This is a genomic window from Lunatimonas sp. (assembly GCF_020832325.1).
In the GTDB taxonomy this organism is placed as follows: domain Bacteria; phylum Bacteroidota; class Bacteroidia; order Cytophagales; family Cyclobacteriaceae; genus Lunatimonas.
This window is the reverse complement of sequence record NZ_JAFIEU010000017.1, coordinates 53,917-79,929: the sequence shown is the minus strand read 5'-3', so window position 1 is coordinate 79,929 and position 26,013 is coordinate 53,917. Positions and strand designations below refer to the sequence as shown.

The window sequence follows — 26,013 nt, the reverse complement described above, 5'->3', positions numbered from 1 at the left end:
CTATCCAGCTTAATCGCTATTGGTATGACGACAAGTTGTAACAGTAGCGATGACCCACAACCAGAAATTGTACTGGAGGCACTGATGGTAGAAAATATCTACGCACCAAACGATGTGATCGACCGGAGTACCGGTGAGGTCATCGAGGCAAGGCCCTTTAGATACTTTAGTCTTGAAAACAACCAGTTGGTCGAAAGTCAGGGAGGAAATTGGGATATTGGATTCAAAGGCACCACGATAATTGTCAATAGCGGTGTTAGCGGATCCGGCAGTGCCCAAGGTACGGTAGCCACAGGCATTTTCGATGAAATGGATGCCATCCCTGCATCAGCTACCTTTGTCAGTGATGGTTCAGAGGGGCTAGCTATTCCTACAGGATCGGGCAACGGCTGGTATAACTACAATTTCCAAACACATATTGTAAGCCCCATTCCCGGCCGGGTATTGTTAATTAAGACCAATGCAGGAAACTATGCAAAAATTGAGATCCTTTCCTACTACGAGAATAACCCACCATTATCCGAAGTAAATGGGTTATCTACTCCTAGCCCATATTACACCTTTCGGTATGTCCTTCAACCCAATGGATCAACATTCTTTTAGGTAACCAATAGGATGATCCTCCAGGCTCTCGCTCCCGAAAGCCTGGAGGTCTTTTTTGAGGCATCTAGGGGTGTTTTTCGGTATAATGTCTCCCTAAAACCGTAGCGTATAAGCTAGTTTTAAGATGGACTGGGTTTCCATTACCGTAAACCTATCGGAGAAGCGTTGCCAATTGTGGTTATGAACTACAAACAGGGTATTACCAGGATCAATAACCCATGAAAAGCGGCTGTTGGTACCTATTTGCTCCGTGACATTATCGTATTGAATGTTAAAATTGATCGACACCCAAGGGGAAAAGTCATAGCTGCTATTCAAACGGACCAAGTGGGTCTGAAATGCTCCCTGCTCCAAGCTTACGTTGCTGTGAATATAGCTGGCGGTCATATTTAGCCCCACAAACGGCCGCATAAACACATCTGCCTCTAAAAGTAATTGCTTCCCGGTCCAGAATCCTATTTCTGTCAGGGTGGCGATCCCTCCAATTTTCCGAAATGGTGCCGAGGAAAACTCAACCGAATACCCCCTATTTTGGTAAATCCCTTCTGGAATCAGATAGACCCCATCCCTTAAAATATCAAAGGTAAAATCAAGGTATTCGTAGTTATGCAACAGGGAGAAATTGAGAATATCACCCGTTTCAAAGCGTAGCCCTAAAACCCGCACCCGATGATTTACCGTTGCTGGTCTCCAATCCATCAACATTAAGTACTCAAAATAATACTGCCAGCTAAGTTCCCGAAGCACTGGACTCCTTTCCAAAAGCGGGTTATAGGAAAGAGAAGGCTGAAGCCTACGAAAACCCACCCTTGGTACAAATCCAACCGCCGGGTCGTAGTTTACCCCAAATTCCCTGTATGAAACATGCGCATTCCACGGCTGATTGGGAAAGTTAAAGCGGAAACCCCTTACAGAACGGTCCAATAAGCTGCTACTATCCATGAAGAAGGAAGGTGTGTGACCCACAAAAAAGGTCTCAAATTGGAAGTTTCTATTCCCGAAAAAACGCGACGTATTCAAGCTAAGATCTGCACCAAAGGTCTCCCGGACAGGCAAACTGTCTCCATCCGTATCCCGCCGGGTGTACATTGCCCCGATGGTACTTTCTGCGGAAATATTTTGGAGCACCCTCCCCACGGTGAAATTCTCCCCCGGCAACTCCCCCAACTCCCCGGTCCGTACCTGCAAAAAGCCAATGTCAGTGTTTTTGATTCGTCCGATCAGACGCCCTCCATGCTGGATCGGAATCGGGCGACCATCCTGAAGCCCCACCCGTCGACTAAAGTACGGATTGGGATTGCTGGAAGGTGCAAATAAAAACACATTGGCGCCCTGAAGGAAAAAATCACGTCGTTCGGGCAGCAATATCGGGAAGCGCGTTAGATTTACCTGCCGATCATCTACATCGGCTTCGGCAAAATCCGTGTTTACCGTAATACCTGCTTTTAGATTGGGGGTAATGTTGTAATTGAGCTCTCCACCTGCATTGAAACGGGTAACCGGATCCATGGGAGCTTCGGGGTCTGACCGAACCCTGGTTTGGGAACTGATCACGTACGGAATCGCCTCTACGCCAATACCTTGGTTTATACTTTTCAAGCCCAGTAATTTACCGGCATCTTGTGGCCGCTGAATACCTTGGTTTCGCTTAAAGCCTTCCCAAAGGGTAATTTCGTTTTTTCGTCGTATCGTCCTAAGAAAATTCACGCCCCAAGTGCTGTTGCTAGGGTCAAAGTTTAGGGTCATAAACGGGATACGGATCTCTGCAGACCATCCTTTGTCATCCCGAGTGACCCACGCACGCCAAATACCATTCCAGTCCCGGTTTATCTGGGACCCTTGCCCGGTACGTAAGATACCGTCTCCCATCAGTCCATGAGGATTAATCTCAAAATAAAATGCAGACCGCTGATCGTTGTAGGTATCCAAGATAAAAGCGAACATATCGTCGGTATCCAAGACCGCATCCCTTCTCTTCTGAAAAGCCTTGATTTTGTCCGGCTCGCTATCGTATAGCCTGACGCCTAGGTAGAGATTTTTATCGTCAAATGCAATCTGAACGGAGGTTTGCTCAGAGGCCAACTGTCCCTCTAGGGGTTCCTGCTGCCTAAATCCGGTAGCCGCCTGCACCTTGGACCAAAACGCTTCGTCAAGCCGACCGTCCAGCTCCAGGGCTTCATCGTCAGTGAGGCGATAAGCTTCCAATTCTCCCGGTTGCTGAGCATTTGCTCCCTGGAGGGTGCCACAACACAAAAACCAACATAAAAAAGAATATCTTACAAGCATGGATGAACAGAAAGACGAAATTAACGGAATACTGAAGGCATGGTGGAGTTTTTTATATGAATGGAATAGTGGTTTTTTAGTAGGAACCAGGTTGCACCTGGGTTAAAAAGTGCAATTTGTATACTTTTATCGTTGGCGCCAAGAGAGAATCAGGAATGTAGACTAATAAAAAAAGCGGCCGAAAATCAGCCGCTTTTTGAATACAGGATCTGTATTGTTTATGGATAATCCGGATTCTGAGGAGTCAGGTTCGGATTGTTTTGCATCTCCGGCAGCGGAAAAGGCATCAGTAAATGCATGTTACGTAGCGGCTGATTAGAACTGAGGTTCACATGCCCCACAAAATTATCGAATCCGTTGGTTAGCTCATTGTAAACCTTCCGGAGTCGAATCATATCAAACCAGGTAATTTGCTCGTAGCAGAGTTCGTGCCACCGCTCTCTCCATACGGCCTCTCGAAAAGTGTCTGTAGTAAACTCGCCAAGCGAAGGAGTGGCTAGCCGGGCCCTATCTCTTATCCGCTTGAGGCTTTCATGCGCCAACGCATTGGGTCCACCCACTTCGTTTTGCGCTTCGGCATACATCAGCAACACCTCTGCAAAGCGAATTAACGGAACATTGAGGTTATTTGCGCGATTTCCAGGAACTCCAAAAGTTCCCAAGGCTGCACGATTGAAGTGTTTGAAGATATAAGGAGCCCCTAGATCAAAGGGATCACCGCTGCCATTGGTGTAATAGCTGGTGTAGAAAAAGCCCTCTTGGTTTACTGTTCTGCGGTCACCGGCTTCATACGAATTGTAAAACTCGATGGTTGGAACGGTACTTCCTGTGCCTGATGGACCCTGAAAGGTCACCGGCTTAAAGTTTGGAAACATGTTGTTCATCGGGTTTCCCGCTACAATGACATTGTATTGGATCATAAACAGGTGTTCCAAGCGATTACCGTTGTTCTCATTGTGCAGGTCACCGTAATTGGGATACAGGTTTATGGAACCGGGATTGCCGTTGGCATACTCGATCACTTCGAGCGATTTGTTGGCAGCCAGTTGGTAGTACTGATTTCCCCTATTTAAGGGAAAACCGGCCATGGTCAGATATACTTTGGCCAGCTGTGATTTCACAGCCGCCATGGATACCCTGCCACTATGATCCATCCAAGGCATACCAGCTGCCTCCGCAGCAATCAAATCTTCAACGATCAGATCGTACACCTGTTCCTGCGGTGCCGGAGAAGGTCGGAAATCCTCCGAACTGGCTGTCTGCGGCGCTGTGATCAAGGGGATATTTCCCCAAAGCCTAACCGCATAGAAATAGGCCCACGCGCGGAGAAATCTCGCCTCTCCCAGTATCTTTCGCTTTTGTGCTTCATCCATTGGGGTAATGGCCGGAACTCGGTCTAACACCAGATTAGCCTGTGCTATCACTTTATAAAGCCCGTTCCACCAGTTGATCACGTGCTGGGTACGTCCATCGTAAATCAACCCATAGAGGTTGTTCAAGTCAGAATTCTGGGCTGTTTCTGTGGTAGATGTTCCCGTTGGGGCTTCCAATAGCTGCCAAGTAGAGGAGAAAATCCCTCCGTCATTGCCAAAAAACCGCATATCCGCGTAAACGGATGCTAGTGCCGCCTCTGCATGGTCTGGAATGGTATAAAACGATTCCGGCGTCAAGTTAGAGGGATCTTCCTCCTTGAGAAAGTCGGAACATCCCAAGGTGCCTGCCAAGACCACTCCCACAATCAGGTAGGTCCAGCCTTTATATATACTATCTAAATTCATTTTTTTAATCGTTTTGGGTAAATCCTCAAAAATTTAAAGGGTGACCTGTAGGCCCAGCATGTAGGTAGTAGGCTTTGGATACGCGTGCCAGTTCATGCCCTGCGAAAACACGTTGTTGCCATCCCCGCCTCGGATAGGTGCCACTTCGGGGTCTCCGATGATGTCTTTGCCGGTTACCAAGAAGAAATTCTGAGCTGTGGTATAGACTCTGAGCCTACTAAGCTTGATTCGATTGGCAAAATCAACTGGGAAGGTATAGCCAATCAGCAGGTTTCTACCGCGAAGGAACGATGCATCTTTCACCCAATGGGAGTCCACATTCGTCACGTACCCTGCCCGAGTATCCCGAATCTCTGCGATCGGCGTGTTTTGGTTTGTGGGTGTCCACGCATTCAATACCGTACGATAGCTATTTGCTAGAGCCTGTCGGTCTTCACTGGGGTGGAGGTTCATATCCAATAGGTCGTTGCCATACATGTATTGGAGTTCCAGAGTGAAGTCCCAGTTTCTGTAGCGCACGCTGTTATTCATAGCTCCCCACATATTTGGGTTGCCGTTTCCAATAATCATCCGGTCAGAGTCATTGATGGCTTTGTCACCGTTTACATCCAGGTACTTGATATCTCCTGGCAAAATGGTAAGACCATTCCGATAACTGACAAATTCGGCGGCTTCATCCCGTTCGGCTTCACTCCAAGTACCGAGTCGCACCAATCCCCAGAAAGATCCTACAGGCTCACCTACACGGATGATATTGGTCTGATTGGTAAAATTCGGTCCTCCTACACCAAAGATATCTGCGGGTGTAGCTAGCGACAACACTTTATTTCGGTTGGCAGATAGATTAAAGGAAGTATTCCAGCTAAAGTCTGCCTTCTCCACATTTACGGTATTCAGCGTAAATTCGATACCCTTGTTTTGCATGGAACCTACATTGCTTCGAATCGTGGCGTACCCACTGGTCCTTGGAACCGGGGAGTCAAGCAACATGTCGGTAGTTTTCCGGTAATAATAGTCCATTTCGATGGTAATCCGATTTTGGAACAAGCCCAATTCCAAGCCAATATCGCTCTGTGCCGTCTTTTCCCATCTTAGGTTTGGGTTAGCCAATCGGTTGATACCGGTACCGCCCACTTGGGATTCGTTGTAGATCGCAGAATAGTTCGAACTCAACAAGGCCAACGAGGAATACGGTGGAATTTCTGAGTTTCCGGTCAATCCGTAGCTGGCCCGCAGCTTTAAATTAGAAATGGTGGCGTTGCCTTTTAGGAAACCCTCCTCGGAAAGCCTCCACGCCAATGCGGTGGAAGGGAAGAATGCAAATTTGTTGTTTTCACCAAACTTCGACGCACCATCTGCCCTACCTGTCGCAGTGAAGAGATACTTTCCATCTAGGCTATAGTTGATCCGTGCAAAGTAAGAACTCAACGCATGACGGGAAGCGCCGGAACCTACCCGAGGCAATTGAGATCCGGCACCTAAGTTGTCAAAGGTGAAGAAGTCAGTCGCGAAATTCTGAATGCTCGCACTCATGGAAGTGAGCGTATTTTCCTGCCAAGAAATCCCCAACAAACCTGTGAAAGCATGTCGCTCCGCAAAGGTTTTATTGTAGGTCAGGTAGTTTTCCAACGACCAAAAACTGTCTCTACGCATGCTTTTGGAAGCAGTGCCGTTTTGCGCAATAGACAGGGTTCGTGTACTGGATTGACTGTTTTCCTGGGTCATGATATTCACGCCTAGCACCGTGCGCATCTCCAGACCCTTTGCAAAAGTGATATTGGTGTATGCGCTTCCGAGGGTAGTTTGCGTATTTAAAACATACCTTCTGCCATACAGGCGGTGCATGGAACTCATGGTACCTTCGGCAAAGGGGTAATCCCTGTTGTTGGCAAAGGTTCCGTCCTCGTACCGGACCGGCATAAAAGGAAAATCCTCCACTATCTGTCTTGGAACCGCATCCGACACGTCCACTAGGTTTTCCTCCTGGCTGTTGTAGCTTATGGTTCCGCCGATGTTTAGCCAGGACTTTACCTGATCATCGATGGTAAACCGAGTGGCATATCGGGTGAGGTAAGAGGTTTTTAACAGACCCTGATCATCCCTGTAGCCTAAGGATAGCGAGTATGTCGTGCGCTCGTTACCTCCGGTAAAGCCCAGCTGATGATTTTGGGAGATCTTATTTTGAGTGGTCTCTTTCAACCAGTTGGTATCGTGGAGTGGGTTTCCGTTTGCATCAAAAATCCGGGGATCTGTCCTTCTAAGGGCCGGATTCAAATAGGCCCACCTACCGGCTGCCCATCCTTCCGGATCGTATTTGGCCATGTTTCTCCATGCCAGATCTTCTACCTCTAGGTATTCGCGGGCATTTAATACTTCCGGTCGGTTGGGTCCAATGGTATTCACGCTGAAATCCACGTTGTAGGTGACCGTTCCCTCTCCGGCTTTGCCCTTTTTGGTAGTGACCAGAATCACACCGTTCGCACCCCTGGAACCGTATATGGCCGTGGAAGAAGCATCCTTTAACACTTCTACCGACACAATGTCGTTGGGATTGATGTAATCGATGGGGTTACTGGCTTGATCCATGGTTCCCATGGGTAACATCACGCCATCCACCACATAAAGTGGGTTATTGGAAGAGTTGATAGAACTGAATCCTCGGATACGTACGTTGGTACGGCCACCCGGACGACCGGAATTGGTGTTTACCTGCACCCCTGCTACCCTTCCTGCGAGGGCTTGGTTAAGCGATGGGGCCGGGCGCTCACTAAGTTCCTGCGCACCTACCGAGCCTACCGAACCCGTTAAGTCAGATTTTCGCTGCGTACCGTATCCAATCACCACGACTTCCTCCATCGCGGACGCATCTTGCTGCATCTTAATGTTAAGTACAGTTTGATTGGTGATGCGAATCATCTGGGTTTCATACCCGATGAAAGAGATCACCAAGGTGGCATTTTCTGGCACAACGATAGAAAACTCCCCATCGATGTCTGAAACCGTACCCCGGGAAGTTCCCTGTACAGAAATAGTCGCCCCTGGCAAGGGCTGATTCGTTTCATCGGTGATCTTACCCCGAACGGTGACATCAAAGAAGACGTCGTCCAGCGTGGTCACGGTTGACGTGTGTGGCGAAGCCGCCTGCACGTGCATTGCCTGACTTCCCAACAAACATGCGGAAGCCAACAAGCATACCCCCCACCTCTTGGGGGGTGATAGTAACATTGTAAACATATGGATGTAGTGTTTGTATCAACAGCCTTCGAAAATGCTGGCTTGCGTAGGTTCAAAAGAATAGGTGTTGTAGAAAAATCACCTTAGAAACTTACAAATCAGTTATTTGGGATACTTGTTGAAAGGTTTAATAAATAACTTGGTAACGAAGATTGGTAGTCTGAATAAGCTACCCTGTGTCAAAGGATATTATCATAGATCTGGGTTTATTGGTGAAAAAAAGCTAAACATCATAAATTCGTACAATTTTTAGCATGAATAAAATTATATATTTTACAAATTGAGAGTTGTAAAATCAAATTTTAATTTGTAGTGTAAATATAAAATAAAAAATAAAATAAATCAATTTCTGCAAATTATTTAATTGTTAAAACTAACAATAAAGTTATTAATAGCTGATTGACAGTAAGATGAAATTGTATAGCTGTTCATTAACCATCGCAGCAAATAATATTTCCTCATTTTCCAATCAGCCATCAAAATCTCTTCATTTTTTTCACGATGAGCACAATAAGTATTTTATACTGAAAAATATTTTTTTTCGGAATTTTATTTCAAGAGACTAATTATTCTAATCAAACTATAATACAATATTTCTTATTTTAGTTAATATTAAAAATTTAATTCATTATTTTCTAATTTTTTAGTATTTAAATTTTATGAAATCGGTTGCATGTTTAGGTATGTATGGTTAATATTAGCAACCTATTAACACCTATTATGTATCCAAAAACTTTCTTATTTACCTTATTTTCAACTGCCTATGAGGAATAGACACCTGTAATATCATTTCAAAAAGTCAATTTTATTAATAAACTCAATCTTTATGAAAAAAATCATACCCAGACTAAATTGGGCCTCTAAAGGTCTGATTTACCTATCTATTGGTGCTGTTACGGGCTTCCATCAAAGCCTTGAAGCAGCCACACCAACCAGTAACACCGAGCTACTAACCACTAGTTTGTTGGCAAATGAAGTAGATGTCACCGTTACTGGAATTGTAACAGACGAAGGTGGCGAACCCATTCCAGGTGTTACGTTGTTTATCGCCGGAACAGGAGTTGGAACGGTCACAGACATTGACGGAAAGTACAGCTTGACGGTACCAGAGGGTTCGGAGATTACCGTTTCCTATGTTGGATTCATTACCCAAGTAATCCAAATTACCAATCAGAGCCAACTGAACATTACCCTACTGACCGACATGGCATCACTCGAAGAAGTGGTGGTCATCGGATACGGTACTGCCCGGAAAAGAGACCTCACCGGTGCCGTTTCATCGGTCACTGCTACTCGCCTGGAAAATGAAAACCCTAACTCGGTGCAAGATATCCTTCGGGGAAATGCCGCCGGGTTGAATGTGGGTCTTAACACATCTGCTAAAGGTGGCGGAAACCTGGAAGTACGAGGTAGAACGTCGTTAAACGCAGGAGGAAGCCCGCTGATTGTCTTGGACGGTGCCATCTACTACGGTCAATTGGCGGATATCAACCCCAACGACATCGAAACCTTGGATGTATTGAAAGACGCCTCTTCTGCAGCGGTTTTTGGAGCCAAGGCGGCCAACGGGGTAATCCTGATCACCACCAAACGAGGTACGTTGGGCAAACCCACCATCAAGATCAATACCAACTGGGGTACCCAAGGCATGTCAAAGCATGAACCCGTTTATGATGGTGCTGGCTTTATCTCCTGGCGAGAGGATGTGATGAAATCCATCTTTGCGGGTGGTTACGAACCTTACCGGTTCTCCAACCCCAACACGCTGCCATCGGATATCTCACTAGATACTTGGATGAGCTACGACGGTTCCGAAGGTGACCCGGAGACTGTATGGCTTCAACGGCTTAACATGCAACCTCTTGAAATCGCCAACTTCAAGCGTGGACAGGAAACCGACTGGTACAGCATGATGTTTCAAAACGGTCTAAGGCAAGACCACACCGTCAGCTTGGCTGGAAGAAGCGAGGATTTTCAATATTACTGGTCTATGGGCTACTTGGACAATGACGGGTTGATCGTAGGCGATAAATTCACCACTATCCGAAGCCGGTTTAATATAGAGGGTAAAGTAAATAAGTGGTTAACAGTCGGTATGAACACCCAATTTGCAGACAGAGACGAAAGTCAGGTGCCCGTAGCGTGGGGCAACCTGGTAAACCTCTCCCCTTGGGCGGAACCATTTATGGAAGATGGTTCCCTACGATTTATGCCAAACGAAGAGGTCAGTGGTGGACGTCACCCCTACTACACTCCCGGATACACCGACCGGCTGCAAAAGGAAACCACCATCAACTCCACGCTTTACGCAGCCTTAGAATTACCCTTGGGCTTTAAATTCCGCACAAACTTCACTCCTAGATATGAGTTCTATGAGCGCTACAACCACGAATCTGCACAGCACCAAGATTTTGGCCCTATGGGTGGAAGAGCTAGTCGACAGCAGCGTAAGGTGTATTTCTGGCAAGTGGATAATATCTTGAGTTGGAACAAAAGTATCAACGACATCCACAACTTTGACTTCACCTTCCTTGCCAATGCCGAGAAATTCCAGAGTTGGGACAATACCATGACAAATAACGGTTTTGAGCCGCATGACCGCTTGGGCTTCCACAACATCGGCGCAGGTATCAACCCGATCATTTCAAGTAACGACCAATACCATACAGCGGACGCCTTGATGGGACGTATGATTTACTCTTTTAACGACAAATACGTTACTACCGTATCAGTCAGAAGGGACGGTTATTCTGCTTTTGGACAAAGTAATCCAAGAGCCACTTTTACATCTGCTGCCTTCGCGTGGTTGTTTACGGATGAGGACTTTATCAACATCCCTTGGCTAGACTACGGTAAAATACGTGCTTCGTGGGGTAGCAACGGAAACCGGGACATCGGTAGATATGCAGCATTGTCTAACCTGCAAACCGGCAAGTACTTTTACCAACGCCCAAACGGCCAATTGTACTTTGTCAGTCAACTCTATGTGAACTCGATGGAAAATCGAAACCTACGTTGGGAACGAACCACTTCTGTTAACTTGGGGTTGGATTTCTCTCTGTTTAATAGTGTATTGGACGGTACACTTGAGTTATATGACATGTCCACTACCGACCTGTTGGTGCAGCGAAGGTTACCTGATATCCTAGGATTTGATTTTGTGTGGGATAACCTAGGTGAGGTTAGAAACCGTGGGGTGGAACTTACTTTAAACTCGCTGAACCTTAACCGGGCAAATGTCACGTGGAGATCAAACCTGAACTTCCAACTAAACAGAAACCGTATTGTCAGTCTGTATGGTGACCTAGATGAAGACGGCAGAGAGCTGGATGACATCGGAAACCGCTGGTTTATCGGAAGAGCAATAGACGAAATCTGGGACTACAGAACCCAGGGAATTTGGCAGAGTGATGAGGCCGACCAAGCTGCTGCCTACGGCGTACGACCCGGTGATTTTAAGGTAGAAGATGTCAATAACGACGGAGTGTTTACCAACGCGGATCGTCAGTTTTTAGGATTCACGGAACCCAGGTCCCGATGGAGCTTGCGAAACGAATTCAAGCTTTTCAACAACTTTGACCTTTCCTTTATGATGTATGCGTATTGGGGACACATGGGGACCTTCAATCAGCGTCAAAACCGCCAAGGCTTCCTAGATCGGTCAAACTCCCACATTCTGCCTTATTGGACAGCAGAAAACCCCAACAACGAATGGGCGAGGTTGTATTCCAGCCAAGGTGGGTCTAGCCCATTAAACGTGTACGTAATGCGTTCCTTTATCAGGTTCGAAAACGTTTCCATGGCCTACACCATTCCAAAAAACATCGTAAATCAGTTTAGTATCCAGAATTTACGGGTCTATGGAAATATTCGGAACCTGGGATTCTTTGCGCCGGAGTTTAACTTCTGGGATCCAGAGACCGCCGCTCCTACTCCCAGATTATTTACCTTGGGATTGGATATCACCCTGTAATTGTTGGACAAAAAATTTCTGAATCATGAAAAATCAACTCAATCATAAAAAGCCCCTTCATTGGATACTAGGGCTGATCATCTTGGTGATCGCCCCATCTTGTGACGATGAGTGGCTGACGCCGAGACCATTGTCTTTTTACGCACCTGAAAACACTTTCAACTCTGCGAGTGGACTCTGGGGTGCCTTAGTGGCCTGCGAACGAAATATGCGCCACGAATACACTGGAGACGGACCTCCGATACTCACCGAACATATCTTCTCGGAAGTAGCTATTGAAGGTACCACCGATAAGTCCGGACCGGCACAGGACCTCAACCTATTGATTACACCCGATGCCAACCTGAACAGTGCGGATTTCAACCGAATCGGATGGTACTGGTACGAAGGATATAATGGAATAAAGTACGCCAATACGGTGATATCAAGGATAGACGATCCTACGGACTATTCCTCCGAGGCGGAAAGAAACCATATTTTGGGAACAGCTTACTTTCACAGGGCGCTTAGGTATTATCGGTTGACCCATCAGTTTGGCGATGTTCCTCTTATCCTTCAGGAAATTTTGGAACCGAGACTGGATTTCTATTCTACCGATCGGGAAGTGATTCTCCGAAAAATGAAAGCAGATCTGGAATGGGCAGAACCTTGGGTTCCGGAAGTAATGGATAGGGGACAGGTACAAAAAGGGGCTATTCAACACCTTTTGACTAAGGTAAATCTTGCATTGGGGGAATTTGACGACGCCATTGCCTCTGCCTCTAGGCTTATCGACGGTGGACAGTACGCATTGATGACCGAACGGTTCGGAGCTATTTCCAGCTATCCTGGCAAAAATGTAATCTGGGATCTTCACCGCCCGGAAAATAAGTCCCTAAACGCAAATAAGGAGGCTATATTAATGGTAATGGACCGTATAGATACCGACGGAAATTCCGGAGGAATGTCCTCCATGCGGCAAGCAGTACCTTTTTGGCTGACAAATATCAATACGCCAAACGGTAACCGGGGTACCATTGACCAGCCTGGGATCGAATTCGACCACGTAACCAATTATGGCAGGGGAATTGGACGCATGAGAGGTACTTGGTACCATCAAAGCATGATCTGGGACGACGAAAACGACCTGCGCCATGCGCCAGGCAACTGGATGAACATGCAAGACCTGGTTTATAATAACCCCGGTATTCAAGGTACCGATGAATATTATGGTAAACCACTACAATTCAGAAATGCGCAAGGCCAAGTGCTGGTGGTGGATACCATCCGAAGTTGGTTTTCCTGGCCCCATTACAAAGTATTCGTCCCCCAACCGCAAAATATCCGACCTGCTGGTGGTCATAGTGACTGGTATATATTCCGCTTGGCTGAGTCCTACTTGCTAAGAGCTGAAGCCCATATGTGGAAAGGCAATGCGGCTGCCGCTGCGGCGGATGTAAATGCGGTGAGAACCCGTGCAGGTGCAGCACCTTATACACCGGATCAGGTAACCATGGCAACTGTTTTGGACGAAAGAGCCAGAGAGTTGTATTACGAAGAGCCACGGAACACAGAACTCACCCGAATTGCCTTTATCTATGCAAAAACCGGTATTCAGGCGCCCAACGGCAAAACGTATAATATGGCCAGCTTCGCAGAGGACAATTATTACTACGATCGTATTATGTCGGTTACGGACTATTATAACAAAGGCGTATTTACCCGCCACGGCGATACCTACACCATGAGTCCTTACCACGTGCTTTGGCCCGTACCGGCCAATGCAATCAATTCGAATACCAGAGGGCAAATCAACCAAAATAAAGGGTACTCGGGCTTCGAAGACAACGTGCCGCCTTTGACCACGATTGAGGATCCAGGAAACTGATACCTGATTTTGGCAGATAGTAAAAAACCCGGAGCACAATACTCCGGGTTTTTTTATACCGCATTTACATTTCTTGAATAATGTTACAAATACTTTTAACTATACCTCCAAATAGTCCACAATATTTTGTAACCCGCACCAATAACTCCCCTTACCGTTCCACTTACTTTCGAAACACCAATCCGCCGCCGGTAATTTACCGGAACCTCGGTGGTCTTCATGCCCTTTTTCGCTGCTTTTATCTGCATTTCAATCGTCCAGCCATAGTTCCTGTCTTCCATACCCAAATCCCACAAAGCTTCCCATCGGATCGCGCGAAATGGACCCAAATCCGTGTAATGCGTACCGTAGATCCAACGCATCAGCGTGGTGGAAAGCCAATTCCCAAATACCTGTGGAAGCGTCATGGAGCCTATTTCCCTAGTACCCAGTGCACGGGAACCGATCACCATATCCATCCCGTCCTCCAGAATAGGCCGAATAACCTCTTCCAATTGTTCCGGGAAATCACTGTAGTCCCCATCCAAAAAAACCAGTATATGGGGTGTAACCTCCTGTCTTGTCAGAAACGCCATACCCGTTAAACAAGCTTGGCCATATCCCTTTACCGGCTCGTCCACCACCAAAGCGCCAAAGTCAGTGGCAACCTCAGCTGTCCGATCTTCCGAACCGTTATTGACGACAACTATTTGACGAACTACAGACGGAATAGCTGCGATTACTTTGCCAATAGAACCTTCTTCGTTGTAGGCCGGAATCAGTACATCAATAATAGGTGGGGTTACATTGGAAGCTTCTATCATACTAGCTATTTCATGTGTCTATAATTGTTTTTCAGTGGTCAGATGGAATCTCGCATGGTTACCCCGATAGCTATCGGGGCATCCCAGTGTGTGACGGATACGTCGTGCTCGATTTCATCCCAAAAGTAGGCATTCACCCACGAAGGATGTCTACCATTTATGCAATTTCCGCCTTTTTCACGTCCCTATTGGAAATACCACGCTTTCCACTTAATTTGGCTTTATGCAATCCCAAAACAACCCACCCCAGAAACAGCGCGAAGAGCGAAGAAACTTTTTAAAAACAAGTAGCGCAGCCTTGGCATCCTTCTACATTGTGCCTAGTCACGTAGTGAGCGGCTTAGGCCACACCCCTCCCAGTGACAAGCTTCATATTGCAGGAGTCGGTGTAGGAGGAAAAGGACGACCCAACCTAAACGCGATGAAAAGTGAAAATATCGTGGCATTGTGTGACGTGGATTGGAATACCGCCAAAGGGTGCTTTTCGGACTTCCCGGACGCCCGTAAATACCGCGACTGGCGACGTATGCTGGATGAAATGGGCAAAGACATCGATGCAGTCATGGTCGCTACCGCAGACCATACCCATGCGGTGGTTGCGGCTCATGCCATGACCTTGGGCAAACACGTGTACTGTCAGAAGCCCCTCACCCACTCCATTTATGAATCACGCCTATTAACCCGTCTCGCCCAACAATATCCGGTTGCCACCCAAATGGGAAATCAGGGCAATTCGGGGATTGATGCTAAAGAAGTCTGCGAATGGATATGGAACGGTGAAATCGGTGAAGTGAAGGAAGTACACGCTTGGACTAACCGACCCATTTGGCCGCAGGGTTTGGAGCGGCCCGAGCAAGGTATGGCGGTGCCGGACAGCATGGACTGGGATCTCTTTATTGGTCCTGCGGCTATGCGACCCTATCACGAAATCTATACGCCCTGGAACTGGCGCGGATGGTGGGATTTTGGCACGGGAGCCTTTGGTGACATGGCATGCCATGTACTTGATCCCGTTTATACTGCACTGAACCTGAAATACCCCAGCCACATAGAAGGCAATTCCTCTCCGTTAAACACCGAAAGTGCACCCCAAGCAGAACAGGTTAAATTTAGGTTTCCAGCGCGTACCGCCCTGCCTACATTGAATCTCCCTGCCGTGGACGTGTACTGGTACGACGGTGGATTGCTTCCCTACCGTCCAGATCTTTTGCCGGCAGGCATAGACATGATGGCAGACCGTTTGGGCGGCTGCATTTTCGTTGGAAGTAAAGACACACTGTATTGTGGGTGCGGCGGCGTAGGTCGCAGGTCGCTTTCTGGAAGGGAACCCAAGGTAGCGCCCACTCTCCGGCGAATCCCGGAAGCAAAAGGCTATAAAGACGGTCCCCACGAACAGGATTGGATCCGAGCCTGCAAAGAATCCCCTTCAAATAGGACAGAAGCTGGATCCCACTTTGGGGTATCGGGACCATTCAACGAAATGGTACTTCTGGGTGTATTGGCTATCCGCTTACAAAGCTTGCATAAAACCTTGGAATGGGACGGTGATGCCATGGCCTTTACCAATATCGGTGCTACGGATAAACTCCGCGTCATGGTACGAGACCGGTTTTTGATCAAAAACGGAAAGCCATCGTTTGAAACCCAGTACGCTGATTTCAACGCCAAGGAAACGGCGTCGGAATACATCAAACACACCTACCGAACTGGCTGGGACCTACCGCCCATGCCCTAATCTACCCGCTTTGCCGTAGGTGAATTAAGTAAGTAGGGCATTTCCCGGATTTTTGGCTGTGGTGATAGCTAGTTTATATTCCGCCCAACAGTTTAGCCCGGTAGAATGCTGCCCATTCTTGTACCAAATCAAACTGGGCACGGCTGAAGCGCGTACTGATTGCGTGCTGCGATATCCCCAACCGAACGCCTAACTCCTTTTGAGAGAGGGTCGCATACTCCAACTTCTCCAATATCGCTTCACAGGACACAGGTGTCCAAGTATTCATAATGGTTAATATCATCTTAAACGTCAGATTAACCTCCCCGTCCAGGTCAGGCCAACGGCTCTTGAACACCATGTACTGACGCAACTGCGCCAATCGCTCAAAGGCCTCCAACGAATAGACATAAGCCTCCTCATCGGACACATTGATACCTTCGGTTTCCGATACTTTTCCGACTCCTACACCCATCCGCAAATCTAAACCGGGAATGGCCCGAATCCCCGCTTTTAGCCATATCAATGCGTCCCACGTTTGGTCCGGTTGTAACAACAACTGAAAGCCATTTCCCCGAAACACCTGAAAACGGCTAGGATCAATGCCCCAACGGGCTAAAACCGCACCAAGCTGATCCAACCAACTACCCGGCTGCATGACATCCAAACCTATAATTTCCCCTGTTATTACCGTTTTCATGTGTTTATAATTGATTTTTCAAAGGTCACATGGAATCTCGCATGGTCGATAGTCATCCCAGTGTGTGACGGCTACGTCATACTCGATTTCATCACAACTAACATTAAAACACCTAACGTCCCGTATCCACCTGCATCAAAAGATCAGCCACATCCCAAAACCCAATCACTAATAGACCAATGATACCAGTAAGCACCAGGTAATAAACGGTAGGAATAACTGTCTTACGTAATACCATTCCTTCCTTTCCCAATAGCCCTACCGTTGCCGAGGCCGCTACTACATTGTGTATGGCAACCATATTCCCGGCAGCTGCTCCCACCGCTTGCAACGCGATAATCCAAGTTGGCGCCATGTTTAGCCTTTCTGCCACACCGTATTGAAACAAACTAAACATCAAATTGCTGACCGTATTGCTACCGGCAATAAATGCCCCAAGCGCGCCGATCAACGGGGCAAAAAAAGGATACACCTCACCCACTTTCAACGCTACCCACTCGGCCATCACGATGGGCATTGATGCCAATTCCGATACATTTTCACCTGAATTGATATAGACCCTTACCATGGCAACTGCGAAAAGGAGGACCGAACCGGCTTTGAAGATCATGCTTCCACTCTCCGAAAACGCAAGCCGGACCTGATTTGCCCTCATATCATGGATAAAATAGGTAATCAGACATACCACCAAGATAATGGATCCGGGAAGGTATAGGGGCGTGCTACTCGCAGAAATCCCGGTTCCCAGCACTCGATCCCAATTGAATGAAATAGAAGTCAGGAATGCCTTTACAGGTAACGTTGGCAGCCTACTGAGCACCAAAAGGAGCGCCAGTAGCACATAGGGCATCCAAGCTCTTCCAAGCGACAGGGTTTTCTGATTTTCCGCCAGCCGGAACTCAAGAGTACCCAGCCAAGCAGTAGGCCACTGATCCCTATCCTCCAATTCCCAAATCCGTTTGGGGACTAAAAAACCCTTTTTCGCCGCGAGCACGACCATTGACATCCCAACCAGGGACCCCAACAGGGAGGGGAACTCTGGCCCCAGAAATATGCCGGTTAGCAAGTAAGGCACAGTAAAAGCCAGTCCGCCAAACAACGCAAAAGGAAACATCTCCATTCCCTCCCTCCAAGATCGGTTTTTCCCGAAATACTTCGTGAGCATAAGCACCATCAAGAATGGCATCAAGGAACCCACCAGTGCATGAGTGATGGCTGCGTTTACAGTTACTGCCTGCAACACATCCGAAAACGTATACCCACCGGATGCAAGCAATGCATCCAGTTCGGGGTGTTGGAGACCTCCCCGTATGCCTACGAGCACGGGTGTACCTACCGCTCCAAAGGTGACTGCAGTGCTTTGCACCATCATGCCCAAAATCACTGCTGCCAAAGCCGGAAAACCCAATGCCACCAACAGCGGAGCGACGATGGCTGCCGGCGTACCAAATCCCGCGGCCCCCTCTATAAAGGAGCCAAACAACCAAACAATGAGTATGACCTGTACCCGACGATCGGGACTAATGCCCGCAAATCCACGCCGGATGGACTCTACACCACCGGAATGCTTCAGGAAATTCAGAAGCAAGATAGCGGCAAAAACAATGTACAGGATGTCAAAGGTAATGAAGAAGCTTTGAAACACCGATGCGATCACCTGTATCCAAGACATTTCCCAAAAAAACCAACCGATGAGGGTTGTGAACAAAAACGTGACCGGCATGGTCTTCCTAGCAGATACGCGGAAGCCAACCAACATGACTGCCGCCACAGCGATAGGCAGGGTGCCCAGTAAAAACAAACCTGTCAGTGACATAATGCTAGGTTTTCGGAGCTCCCCCCACTACACCCGAAAATCCAGGTTTTCTGTGATGCGATCATTTTTTTCCTTCCAGGTTTTCAGGTAAAGAGCGATCCGCTCCCTTGCCAAGTCCAAATCCAGATTGTTGAGATTGATATTTAGCAAATCAATAAACCACGGGATCTTTTGAGGCTCCGCCACATACCTTTCTGCAATTTCACGTGCAATTGGCAACGTAGTCTTCTTAGAAGAATCATGTACATCCTTATTTCCTGCTTTCAGCAGCTTATTGTACTCTTCGGCGAGCAATTTCCGGTACAAGTCCAAGGTAAATACGGTACCCAATTTCAAACCGGACTCCTCATCAGCTTCAGTTAGTTGGGCCTGCTTGTGTACCCATTCCCAAAGGATGCTCAGACGAATTTCACCGGTGGCCATATCCTCCATCAGATACAATACATCCTCGTTACCAAAAAAATCAGCAGGTTTCAACGCCGCTGCCTGCATGCCCTGCCCAAAGGCGTTGCCATACTGCACCGCCACGCTAATTAGGTTTCGTGCACCCCGAATATTTCTTGGTGCCGGCTCAAGGAGGATCAGGCCATCTGCATCTGCTTGGGTATAGGTTAGCGGTGGAAAAGTACGCCCCATTTGATTATCTTGGCCCACCTCGGACCATACGGGACGTACGATGTGTACCATCTTCCAATGGGCCACCCACTTGCCACTAGCTCCCTCTCGTTGTTCTCGCTCGGCTCCGGCCACTGCTTTTTCCATACTTGACGCAACTCCTTCCTTGGATCCTACAGGGATATTCGGCTCCATTCCGCCCTGCCAAAGGGCAAAGTTGCCGTTTTTATCAGGTGTATTCACCGCACGGCGTACGCGGTCTTCGTAGTTTCTCATATACCCATATGTCATCCCAATGGATTCAATATTTGGATTGATAAAGTCCTTATTCCAGGCCAACGCATCCGAAACACTGTTGATGTAATCCCACCTGCCAGTGTTATACCCAACAAAATGCTTCCCCAAAGCCGCTCGAATCTCCATCAATTGATAGGTAGCCTCCAATTGCTCCACCAAAACATACGTTTTCACTGTTCCCACTTCCAAATCCAAGTGCTGCTCTAGTGCGGAAATCATCCGATTCCAAAGCCCAGCTTCCTCGGCTGTTTGGATTTTAGGCAAATAAAGCACGATAGAGGCACCAGACTGTATCAGCATGCGGTAGTTATTGGTGACATAGAGGGTAAGATCGGCGATGGAAGCGGAAAAGGATCTACCGCCAGCCTCGCGGATATGCCGATCATCCAAATGTAATCCTCGGGCCCGAAAAATTTTGGTCGTAAACCCCAGTTGACTTTTCCAATCCTGAATTTTCGCCTCTCCAAAAAAAGATTGTGACCAATCGTTCATCTGTTGGGCTACCCGCTCAGCGACTTTAAGAAAAAGTGGGTCTTGATGGATGGCAAGCTTCAGGTTACGCTGATTGTCCAGGGACATGGTTCCTGTTTGACCCAACGCATCCTCACCGTCAAACATCCAGCCATCTGCACCTGATAACAAGGCATACGCTACATTTCGGATACTATTCTCCAACGGGGCTCCGGGCTTCGCTCCCGGACCGGTACCCTGAATCCACTGACGCTGCAGATCAGCAGGCACCACCGCTCCTTCAAAATTCCCCTCACGGGCATCCTTAACTCGAATCGACGTCCCACCAATGGTTTCGTGCTCGCCCAAAAACCCTATCCGATCCCCTGCTTTTGCCCGCCTATTTCGCCGTTCTAAGCGTTTGCTCATTAACTCCTTGACCTCCTGATTAAACAGGGCCATAAACTCCAGGGCAGCCAATACCTCGGTAGTATACACATCCCGATACGTGTCAACTAGATGATCTCTGATAACGATGGTCTTTGGGTTAGTCATAGAAATTATTTGGGTTAATGCGCTGTTTTCAAAGTTTTAAATTACGACTTAATTCCAATTTAGAAAGAAATATACCTAATTTTCCTCCTTTTCTACGCTTTGTGTAGATATTCTGCATTCTTCCTCCATCTACCTGCAAAACACCGATAGAACGTCTTGAAATCATCAACGAATGACTGCTACTATGTAATCTGAATGGAAATTGGTAAGAACCATCCCTACTACCGATATACATAAAAAGGGCCAGTCCATCTTTGATGTACTTACCTAGGCAGTTGGACCCATGGCTATGTTTCAGTGCGTCGCGAGTCCTGCGATCAGCCCTCTTAGCTCACCCAATCCCTTCAATCGGCCAATTGCAGAGTATCCGGGATTGGTGGTTTTGTGGAGGTCATCCAGCATCTGATGCCCATGGTCTGGCCGGAAAGGTAGAGGTGATTTTCTTCGGCTAGTTAGCTGAAGCAGCTTATCCATCACCTGTACCATGTTCACATCTCCATCCAAATGATCTGATTCATAGAAATTCCCCATTTCATCCTTGCGTACGTTCCGAAGGTGGACAAATTCCACTCGCTCTCCGATGCGGTCGAGCATGGCTGGAAGATCATTGAAAGGGCCGGCACCGAGAGATCCGGTGCAAAAACAAATGGAGTTGTACGATTCCGGCACTGCTTGAACCAAGTACTCCAAGTCCTCGATATGAGATACGATACGGGGTAGGCCTAAAATGGCGTAGGGAGGATCATCTGGATGCATGGTCATCGTAATCCCTTCCTCTTCACATACAGGACCAATGGCCTTCATGAAATAAGCCCAGTTATCCCGCAACCCCTCTTTTCCAATAACAGCGTACCGATCGATGCTACTTTGAAGTTGCTCCAGACTGATCCCCTTTTCGGTAGGAACACCCATGAGGATAATATCCGACAGTTCCGTTCTTCTTGCCTCGTTCATGTTTGCATATCGGGCTTCTACCTGCCGCAATACCTCAGGCCGATAATCCTGCTCTGCTCCTTGCCGTTTCAAAACGAACATGTCAAAAGCCGCCAAATCCCTCCAATCGAAATAAAGTGCTTTTGCTCCGTTGGGCAGAGTGATGCCCAGATCCGTCCTAGTCCAGTCCAGTACCGGCATAAAATTGTAGCATACCAAGCGCAACCCACAGGCAGCGAGGTTTCGTAGCGACGTTCGGTAGTTCTCCAGATATTTCTCGCATTCGGCACCTCTGGTTTTGATGGCTTCGTGGACTGGAACACTTTCTACTACCATCCATTTCAGGCCTGCCTGCTCAATGATGAGCTTTCGCTCCCGGATTTCCTCCAGGCTCCATACTTCACCGTGCGGCACGTGGTGCAGGGCGGACACCACCCCCTTTGCTCCAGCTTGGCGGATATCTGATAAACTAACCGGGTCATTGGGGCCAAACCAACGCCAGGTCTCCACTAGTGAACTCATGCTTTTATTAAGTTAAAATGGTAGGTATCAAGATAATTGCAAAAAAAAACCATGCCCTTACCGTTGCCAAGCGCTCTCTGGAGAGACCTGAGCGGGTAAAACCATGGCTTTCCGTTAAAATCAATGATTAAAGCACGTAATCTACACCGTATGGATATCGCTGCGGCCTTGCAAGCATGGCGTTGGCTTCGTCGTCGTTTTTGAATCGCTCTCTCACCGGATCCCAGTAAAGCTTTCTGGGGAGCTTCATTGCTATATGAGAAAGTAGACAGGCGCTGTTGGAACGCTGGGCCACTTCGGCAGGTGTGATGGTCTGCTGACGGCTCACAATGCAATCCAACCAATTTTTATGGTGCTCCTCGCTTTCATATAGGTGGATTTCATCCGGACCGATAACCGATGTCAATATCTTTTGATCGCTGGCCTTAAAGGCATCGCTTGGCTTACCACCTGGTACGGGATCTGATTCCGTAACGCCCACGTTGCCCCGGGCTACAAAGATCCACCCTTCGGTTCCTTCGAAACGCACCCCATTCGGGTAGGCCCCGCTGACCAACATTTCTACGCCGTTCGCATACTTGGCCGATACTTCAAAGTCACCATGCACATCCCAAAGACCAGATGTTGGGAAGGATGCATTCGCTTCGATTTCAATGGGTCCAGTATATTCGGTACCCATGCCCCAATGCGCAATGTCCAAGTGGTGAGCACCCCAGCCGGTAATCATACCTGCGCCAAATTGCTCGCAGCGTAGCCATCCCGGACGGTCATTTAGGTTGGTTTGGGAGTGCACCCTGTCCAAGGTGTAAGGCACCATGGGTGTAGATCCCAGCCACATGTCGTAGTTTAGGTTTGAAGGGATCGGCATTTCCTGTGGGTTTCCACCCGGAGGATCTCCTGGCAGCCCTACTAGAATGCGTTTTAATTCACCGACTCTTCCATTCCTTACCAATTCACAGGCTCGCTTGAATTGAGGCCAAGGCTTCACAGAGCGTTGTTGGCTACCGATCTGGAAGATGGCTCCTGTACGATGGATGGTGTCACTCATCAGACGTCCTTCCGATATGGTCAGCGAGGTTGGTTTCTGCATGTAGATGTCTTTACCTAACAAAGCCGCTTCCATCGCGGGCTGCGCATGCCAGTGATCGGGAGTACTGATGATCACCGCATCGATGTCCTTGCGAAGCAGCATCTCCTTGTAATCCTCGTACACCTTTACATCTACGTAATTTGGCTTATTGTACTTGTCGGCATACTGCTTCTCTATCCATTCCTTGCCAAGCTGGGCCCGCCTGCTGTCTACATCGGCAACGGCAATTACCCTAGCAATTTCGTTTTTCATGGTCTCCGGTAGGTCATGGGTCATGCCGATACGACCAAATCCAATCTGGCCAATATTTATCTTGTTACTCGGTGCATTTTTACCCAGCACCGAAGCCGGCACTATGGTAGGAAAGCCGGTTACAGCAAAGGTAGCAGCCAAGGCTCCTTTGGTACTTGATTTCATAAAGCCCCTTCTAGAAAGCTTGCTTTTATTTTCCTCTTTCATCGAAATGTTTGGTTATTTAGTTATTGTCTCAACTTACTCATTCGGATAAGAAACGAACGGGAGTATCTCTGTCCGTAGCATAGGCATGACTGTAATCACGCTGTTCCACTTTGCCTGCCACATAGTTCATCCCCTGGTAAATGTGGTTTACAAACTCAGGATCCTCGTAGTCTTTGATGTGGTGTCCCAAGGCAGTAACCCAAACCACACCCCCATCGAAATCCTGATGCCAAACGGCTGGATAAAAGCGTCCAAAATTACCGGCCAACTCCCGGACACGCTCTTCCTGATCTTTATTTAGTGATTCCAAGTCGTGGGCCATGATCACCCGAATCCCCGGATAAAGCTCATGCATTAGGTAGCACTCGTCTTCCTTTTCCCACACATTGGGCACTCCCTCCATTGAAGCATGGGAATGGTCTAGCTTATTAATTCGAAACTTCTGAAACCTCGGATGCCATACAAAACGTCCTCCAATCATCATCTTAAACCAATCCCATTTCCTTTCGGTGCCGACCACCGAATGTATACCTACCAGTCCTCCGCCGGCCTGCATATACCTCCGAAAAGCCAACCGTTGCTCATCGGTATCAAACACCTCGTTGTTGGTGCTGGTAAAGACCATCATATCGATACCTTTTAGGTACGATTCGTTAAAAACCGCCGGATCATCGGATACCTCTACCTCGAAACCATGGGCCTCTCCAAGTCTCTTGACACATGCAACAGCATAGGGTATGTTATCGTGGACAAACCCTTCGCCGTTTTTAGTATATACTAGCACTTTTTTTCCCTTTAGGGCATTTTCCGCATGCAGGCAAATCACCGATGAAAAGAGGGTAACCAACGTCAGCAGAAATATTCGATAATGGTTCATACTCATAAATTAGTCAAGATTTAGAATGAAAGCAAGTTTGCAGTGCGTTAGTGAACCGTAACAGTAGGTTTTGGCGGATTGGCAAAATTGCGCCAAGCTCGCTCTGCCTGCTCAGCAGTGAGTTTTTTGGCAGAAACCAAAAACCTGTAATTCAACACATTTTGCTTTCCTGGATCAATGGTCCAGTCCATGTTTTTGGTAGGGGCGAAGTTTGCATACATATCTCCGCGATCATACATGTTTTCCGGCCAAATCCGCAACGGCTCCGGGTGGTTGTAGTTAGTCGGAGACGACATCATTATCACAGCGGCATAATCGTCGTCTATTTCTCCCTGAACAATGCACCATGTGGCTAAGGTACCGTCGGCATCTTTCCTGGTATTGCCCCCTGAGGTAATTACTTCGCTGTTATACCTATCCCACTTTTCCGTAGTTCTCCATCCTAGACTTCCATACCGGTATTCCTTTAAGATAACCGGCTCATCGGTGGCAGTATGTAGCGCAATGCGGATATCAGCCAAGTAAACATCGTCGTCGGCATCCACGGTGTAAATACGTGTACCCTGCTGTTCCACCATGGCAACCAACGGTTCGGGCTGGTCCTTCAGAACGACGTGTTCATGCAGCACTTCATAACCTGCAAATACCGGCCCCTGAATTCTGGAAATCGTGTTGGCGTATCGGACCGTGCCCTGCTCATCTGCCAAATTCCAAAAATCAATGGTCTGTCCCCTAAACTCCGCCCTGGTCCACGGGTTCCAAAGCCCATAGTGATGGTAGTGGTCTGGAGGTTGTATTCTGGTCAATGACTTTCCTGTTGGAGACCACATGGGGTGTACGAATCCGCTTCGGGCGTAAGCAGGATTAACCCCAACCGGTGGCTGATTCACGGCATGATTGTACTGCCACAAGTCATTCCCTTTCTTTCGGATGTAAATAGCCTTTTCGTCCATGGCGATTGATAGAGACGACGCAGGTACCCTATCCTTTTTGCGCTGAAGTTCATAGGTTCGTTGCGTTGCACCGGACTGGCTGGGCGCGACCATCCAATACAACCTACGGCCTTCATCCCGGTGGATTTGGTAAGCAATAGGCTGCGGGTTCCCCTGACTGAGCTCCACCAATTGTAAAAGCGTGTCGGCCAAATGGGTGATCTCATCCAGATCCACTGAGACCGGAAAAGCAAATTCCGGGTTCTCTTCTAGGTCTATTTTAAGGGTAGCAATCCGTTGGGCTTTTACTTGTTGACTTATCGTCAAAAGCAGTCCGCAAAAAACAACGAGAAGGAAATTACGAATCATTTTGGGATTTTTAAGACTTTAAATTTTCTTGCTTGTAAACATAGAGATATATTTGCTTGAATACAATATAATTTAAAAAAATTATGCAATCGGTTTCATTCCAAAGATTCATTGCCTATATTTCTGTTTTATTGATCGGA

General features: G+C 47.7%; 15 protein-coding genes. 4 read left to right on the top strand and 11 right to left on the bottom strand.

What is annotated here, in order from left to right; all coding sequences use genetic code 11:
• Positions 1-24 precede the first annotated feature (24 nt).
• Positions 25-603: an HmuY family protein gene (locus JJU34_RS06230; protein WP_228691469.1), complete on the top strand. Its 579-nt coding sequence runs from the start codon at positions 25-27 to the stop codon at positions 601-603.
• A 93-nt stretch (positions 604-696) separates the two neighbouring features.
• Here the strand turns inward: JJU34_RS06230 and JJU34_RS06225 are convergent, their stop codons facing one another.
• The 3 genes from JJU34_RS06225 to JJU34_RS06215 all read right to left on the bottom strand — a co-directional run bounded on the left by JJU34_RS06225 (position 697) and on the right by JJU34_RS06215 (position 7,892).
• The gene (locus JJU34_RS06225) at positions 697-2,808 is read right to left on the bottom strand and encodes a carbohydrate binding family 9 domain-containing protein (protein WP_228691468.1); all 2,112 of its coding nucleotides are present in this window, start codon (positions 2,806-2,808) and stop codon (positions 697-699) included.
• Positions 2,809-3,107: 299 nt separating this feature from the next.
• Complete coding sequence (locus tag JJU34_RS06220) at positions 3,108-4,667, bottom strand: RagB/SusD family nutrient uptake outer membrane protein (RefSeq protein WP_228691467.1); 1,560 nt, start codon at positions 4,665-4,667, stop codon at positions 3,108-3,110.
• Positions 4,668-4,700: 33 nt separating this feature from the next.
• A complete protein-coding gene (locus JJU34_RS06215) occupies positions 4,701-7,892 on the bottom strand; it encodes a TonB-dependent receptor (protein WP_228691552.1) in 3,192 nt (1,063 codons plus the stop codon).
• Positions 7,893-8,727: 835 nt separating this feature from the next.
• On the opposite strand from JJU34_RS06215, the gene JJU34_RS06210 reads away from it, so the two are divergent.
• Positions 8,728-11,874 carry a SusC/RagA family TonB-linked outer membrane protein gene (locus tag JJU34_RS06210; protein WP_228691466.1) on the top strand — a complete coding sequence of 1,049 codons (3,147 nt, stop codon included), beginning with the start codon at positions 8,728-8,730 and terminating at the stop codon, positions 11,872-11,874.
• Between the two features lie 25 nt (positions 11,875-11,899).
• Positions 11,900-13,741 (top strand): RagB/SusD family nutrient uptake outer membrane protein, encoded by a 1,842-nt coding sequence (locus JJU34_RS06205; protein WP_228691465.1) that lies wholly within the window; start codon positions 11,900-11,902, stop codon positions 13,739-13,741.
• Between the two features lie 95 nt (positions 13,742-13,836).
• Here the strand turns inward: JJU34_RS06205 and JJU34_RS06200 are convergent, their stop codons facing one another.
• On the bottom strand, positions 13,837-14,544 hold the full coding sequence (locus JJU34_RS06200; protein ID WP_228691464.1) for a glycosyltransferase family 2 protein: 708 nt from the start codon (positions 14,542-14,544) through the stop codon (positions 13,837-13,839).
• A gap of 223 nt (positions 14,545-14,767) precedes the next feature.
• On the opposite strand from JJU34_RS06200, the gene JJU34_RS06195 reads away from it, so the two are divergent.
• Positions 14,768-16,279, top strand: coding sequence for a Gfo/Idh/MocA family oxidoreductase (locus JJU34_RS06195; RefSeq protein ID WP_228691463.1), 1,512 nt, complete (start codon positions 14,768-14,770; stop codon positions 16,277-16,279).
• A 73-nt stretch (positions 16,280-16,352) separates the two neighbouring features.
• Here the strand turns inward: JJU34_RS06195 and JJU34_RS06190 are convergent, their stop codons facing one another.
• From JJU34_RS06190 to JJU34_RS06160, 7 genes are all read right to left on the bottom strand, one after another.
• On the bottom strand, positions 16,353-16,958 hold the full coding sequence (locus tag JJU34_RS06190; RefSeq protein WP_228691462.1) for a hypothetical protein: 606 nt from the start codon (positions 16,956-16,958) through the stop codon (positions 16,353-16,355).
• 112 nt (positions 16,959-17,070) lie between these two features.
• A complete protein-coding gene (locus JJU34_RS06185) occupies positions 17,071-18,774 on the bottom strand; it encodes an L-lactate permease (RefSeq protein ID WP_228691461.1) in 1,704 nt (567 codons plus the stop codon).
• A gap of 27 nt (positions 18,775-18,801) precedes the next feature.
• Positions 18,802-20,691 (bottom strand): malate synthase, encoded by a 1,890-nt coding sequence (locus JJU34_RS06180; RefSeq protein WP_228691460.1) that lies wholly within the window; start codon positions 20,689-20,691, stop codon positions 18,802-18,804.
• Between the two features lie 294 nt (positions 20,692-20,985).
• Positions 20,986-22,146, bottom strand: a complete 1,161-nt coding sequence (gene uxuA / locus JJU34_RS06175; RefSeq protein WP_228691459.1) for a mannonate dehydratase — start codon at positions 22,144-22,146, stop codon at positions 20,986-20,988.
• Between the two features lie 127 nt (positions 22,147-22,273).
• Positions 22,274-23,695, bottom strand: coding sequence for a Gfo/Idh/MocA family oxidoreductase (locus JJU34_RS06170; RefSeq protein WP_228691458.1), 1,422 nt, complete (start codon positions 23,693-23,695; stop codon positions 22,274-22,276).
• A 37-nt stretch (positions 23,696-23,732) separates the two neighbouring features.
• Positions 23,733-24,578 (bottom strand): ThuA domain-containing protein, encoded by an 846-nt coding sequence (locus tag JJU34_RS06165; protein ID WP_228691457.1) that lies wholly within the window; start codon positions 24,576-24,578, stop codon positions 23,733-23,735.
• 41 nt (positions 24,579-24,619) lie between these two features.
• On the bottom strand, positions 24,620-25,873 hold the full coding sequence (locus tag JJU34_RS06160) for a PmoA family protein (protein WP_228691456.1): 1,254 nt from the start codon (positions 25,871-25,873) through the stop codon (positions 24,620-24,622).
• Positions 25,874-26,013: the final 140 nt, after the last annotated feature.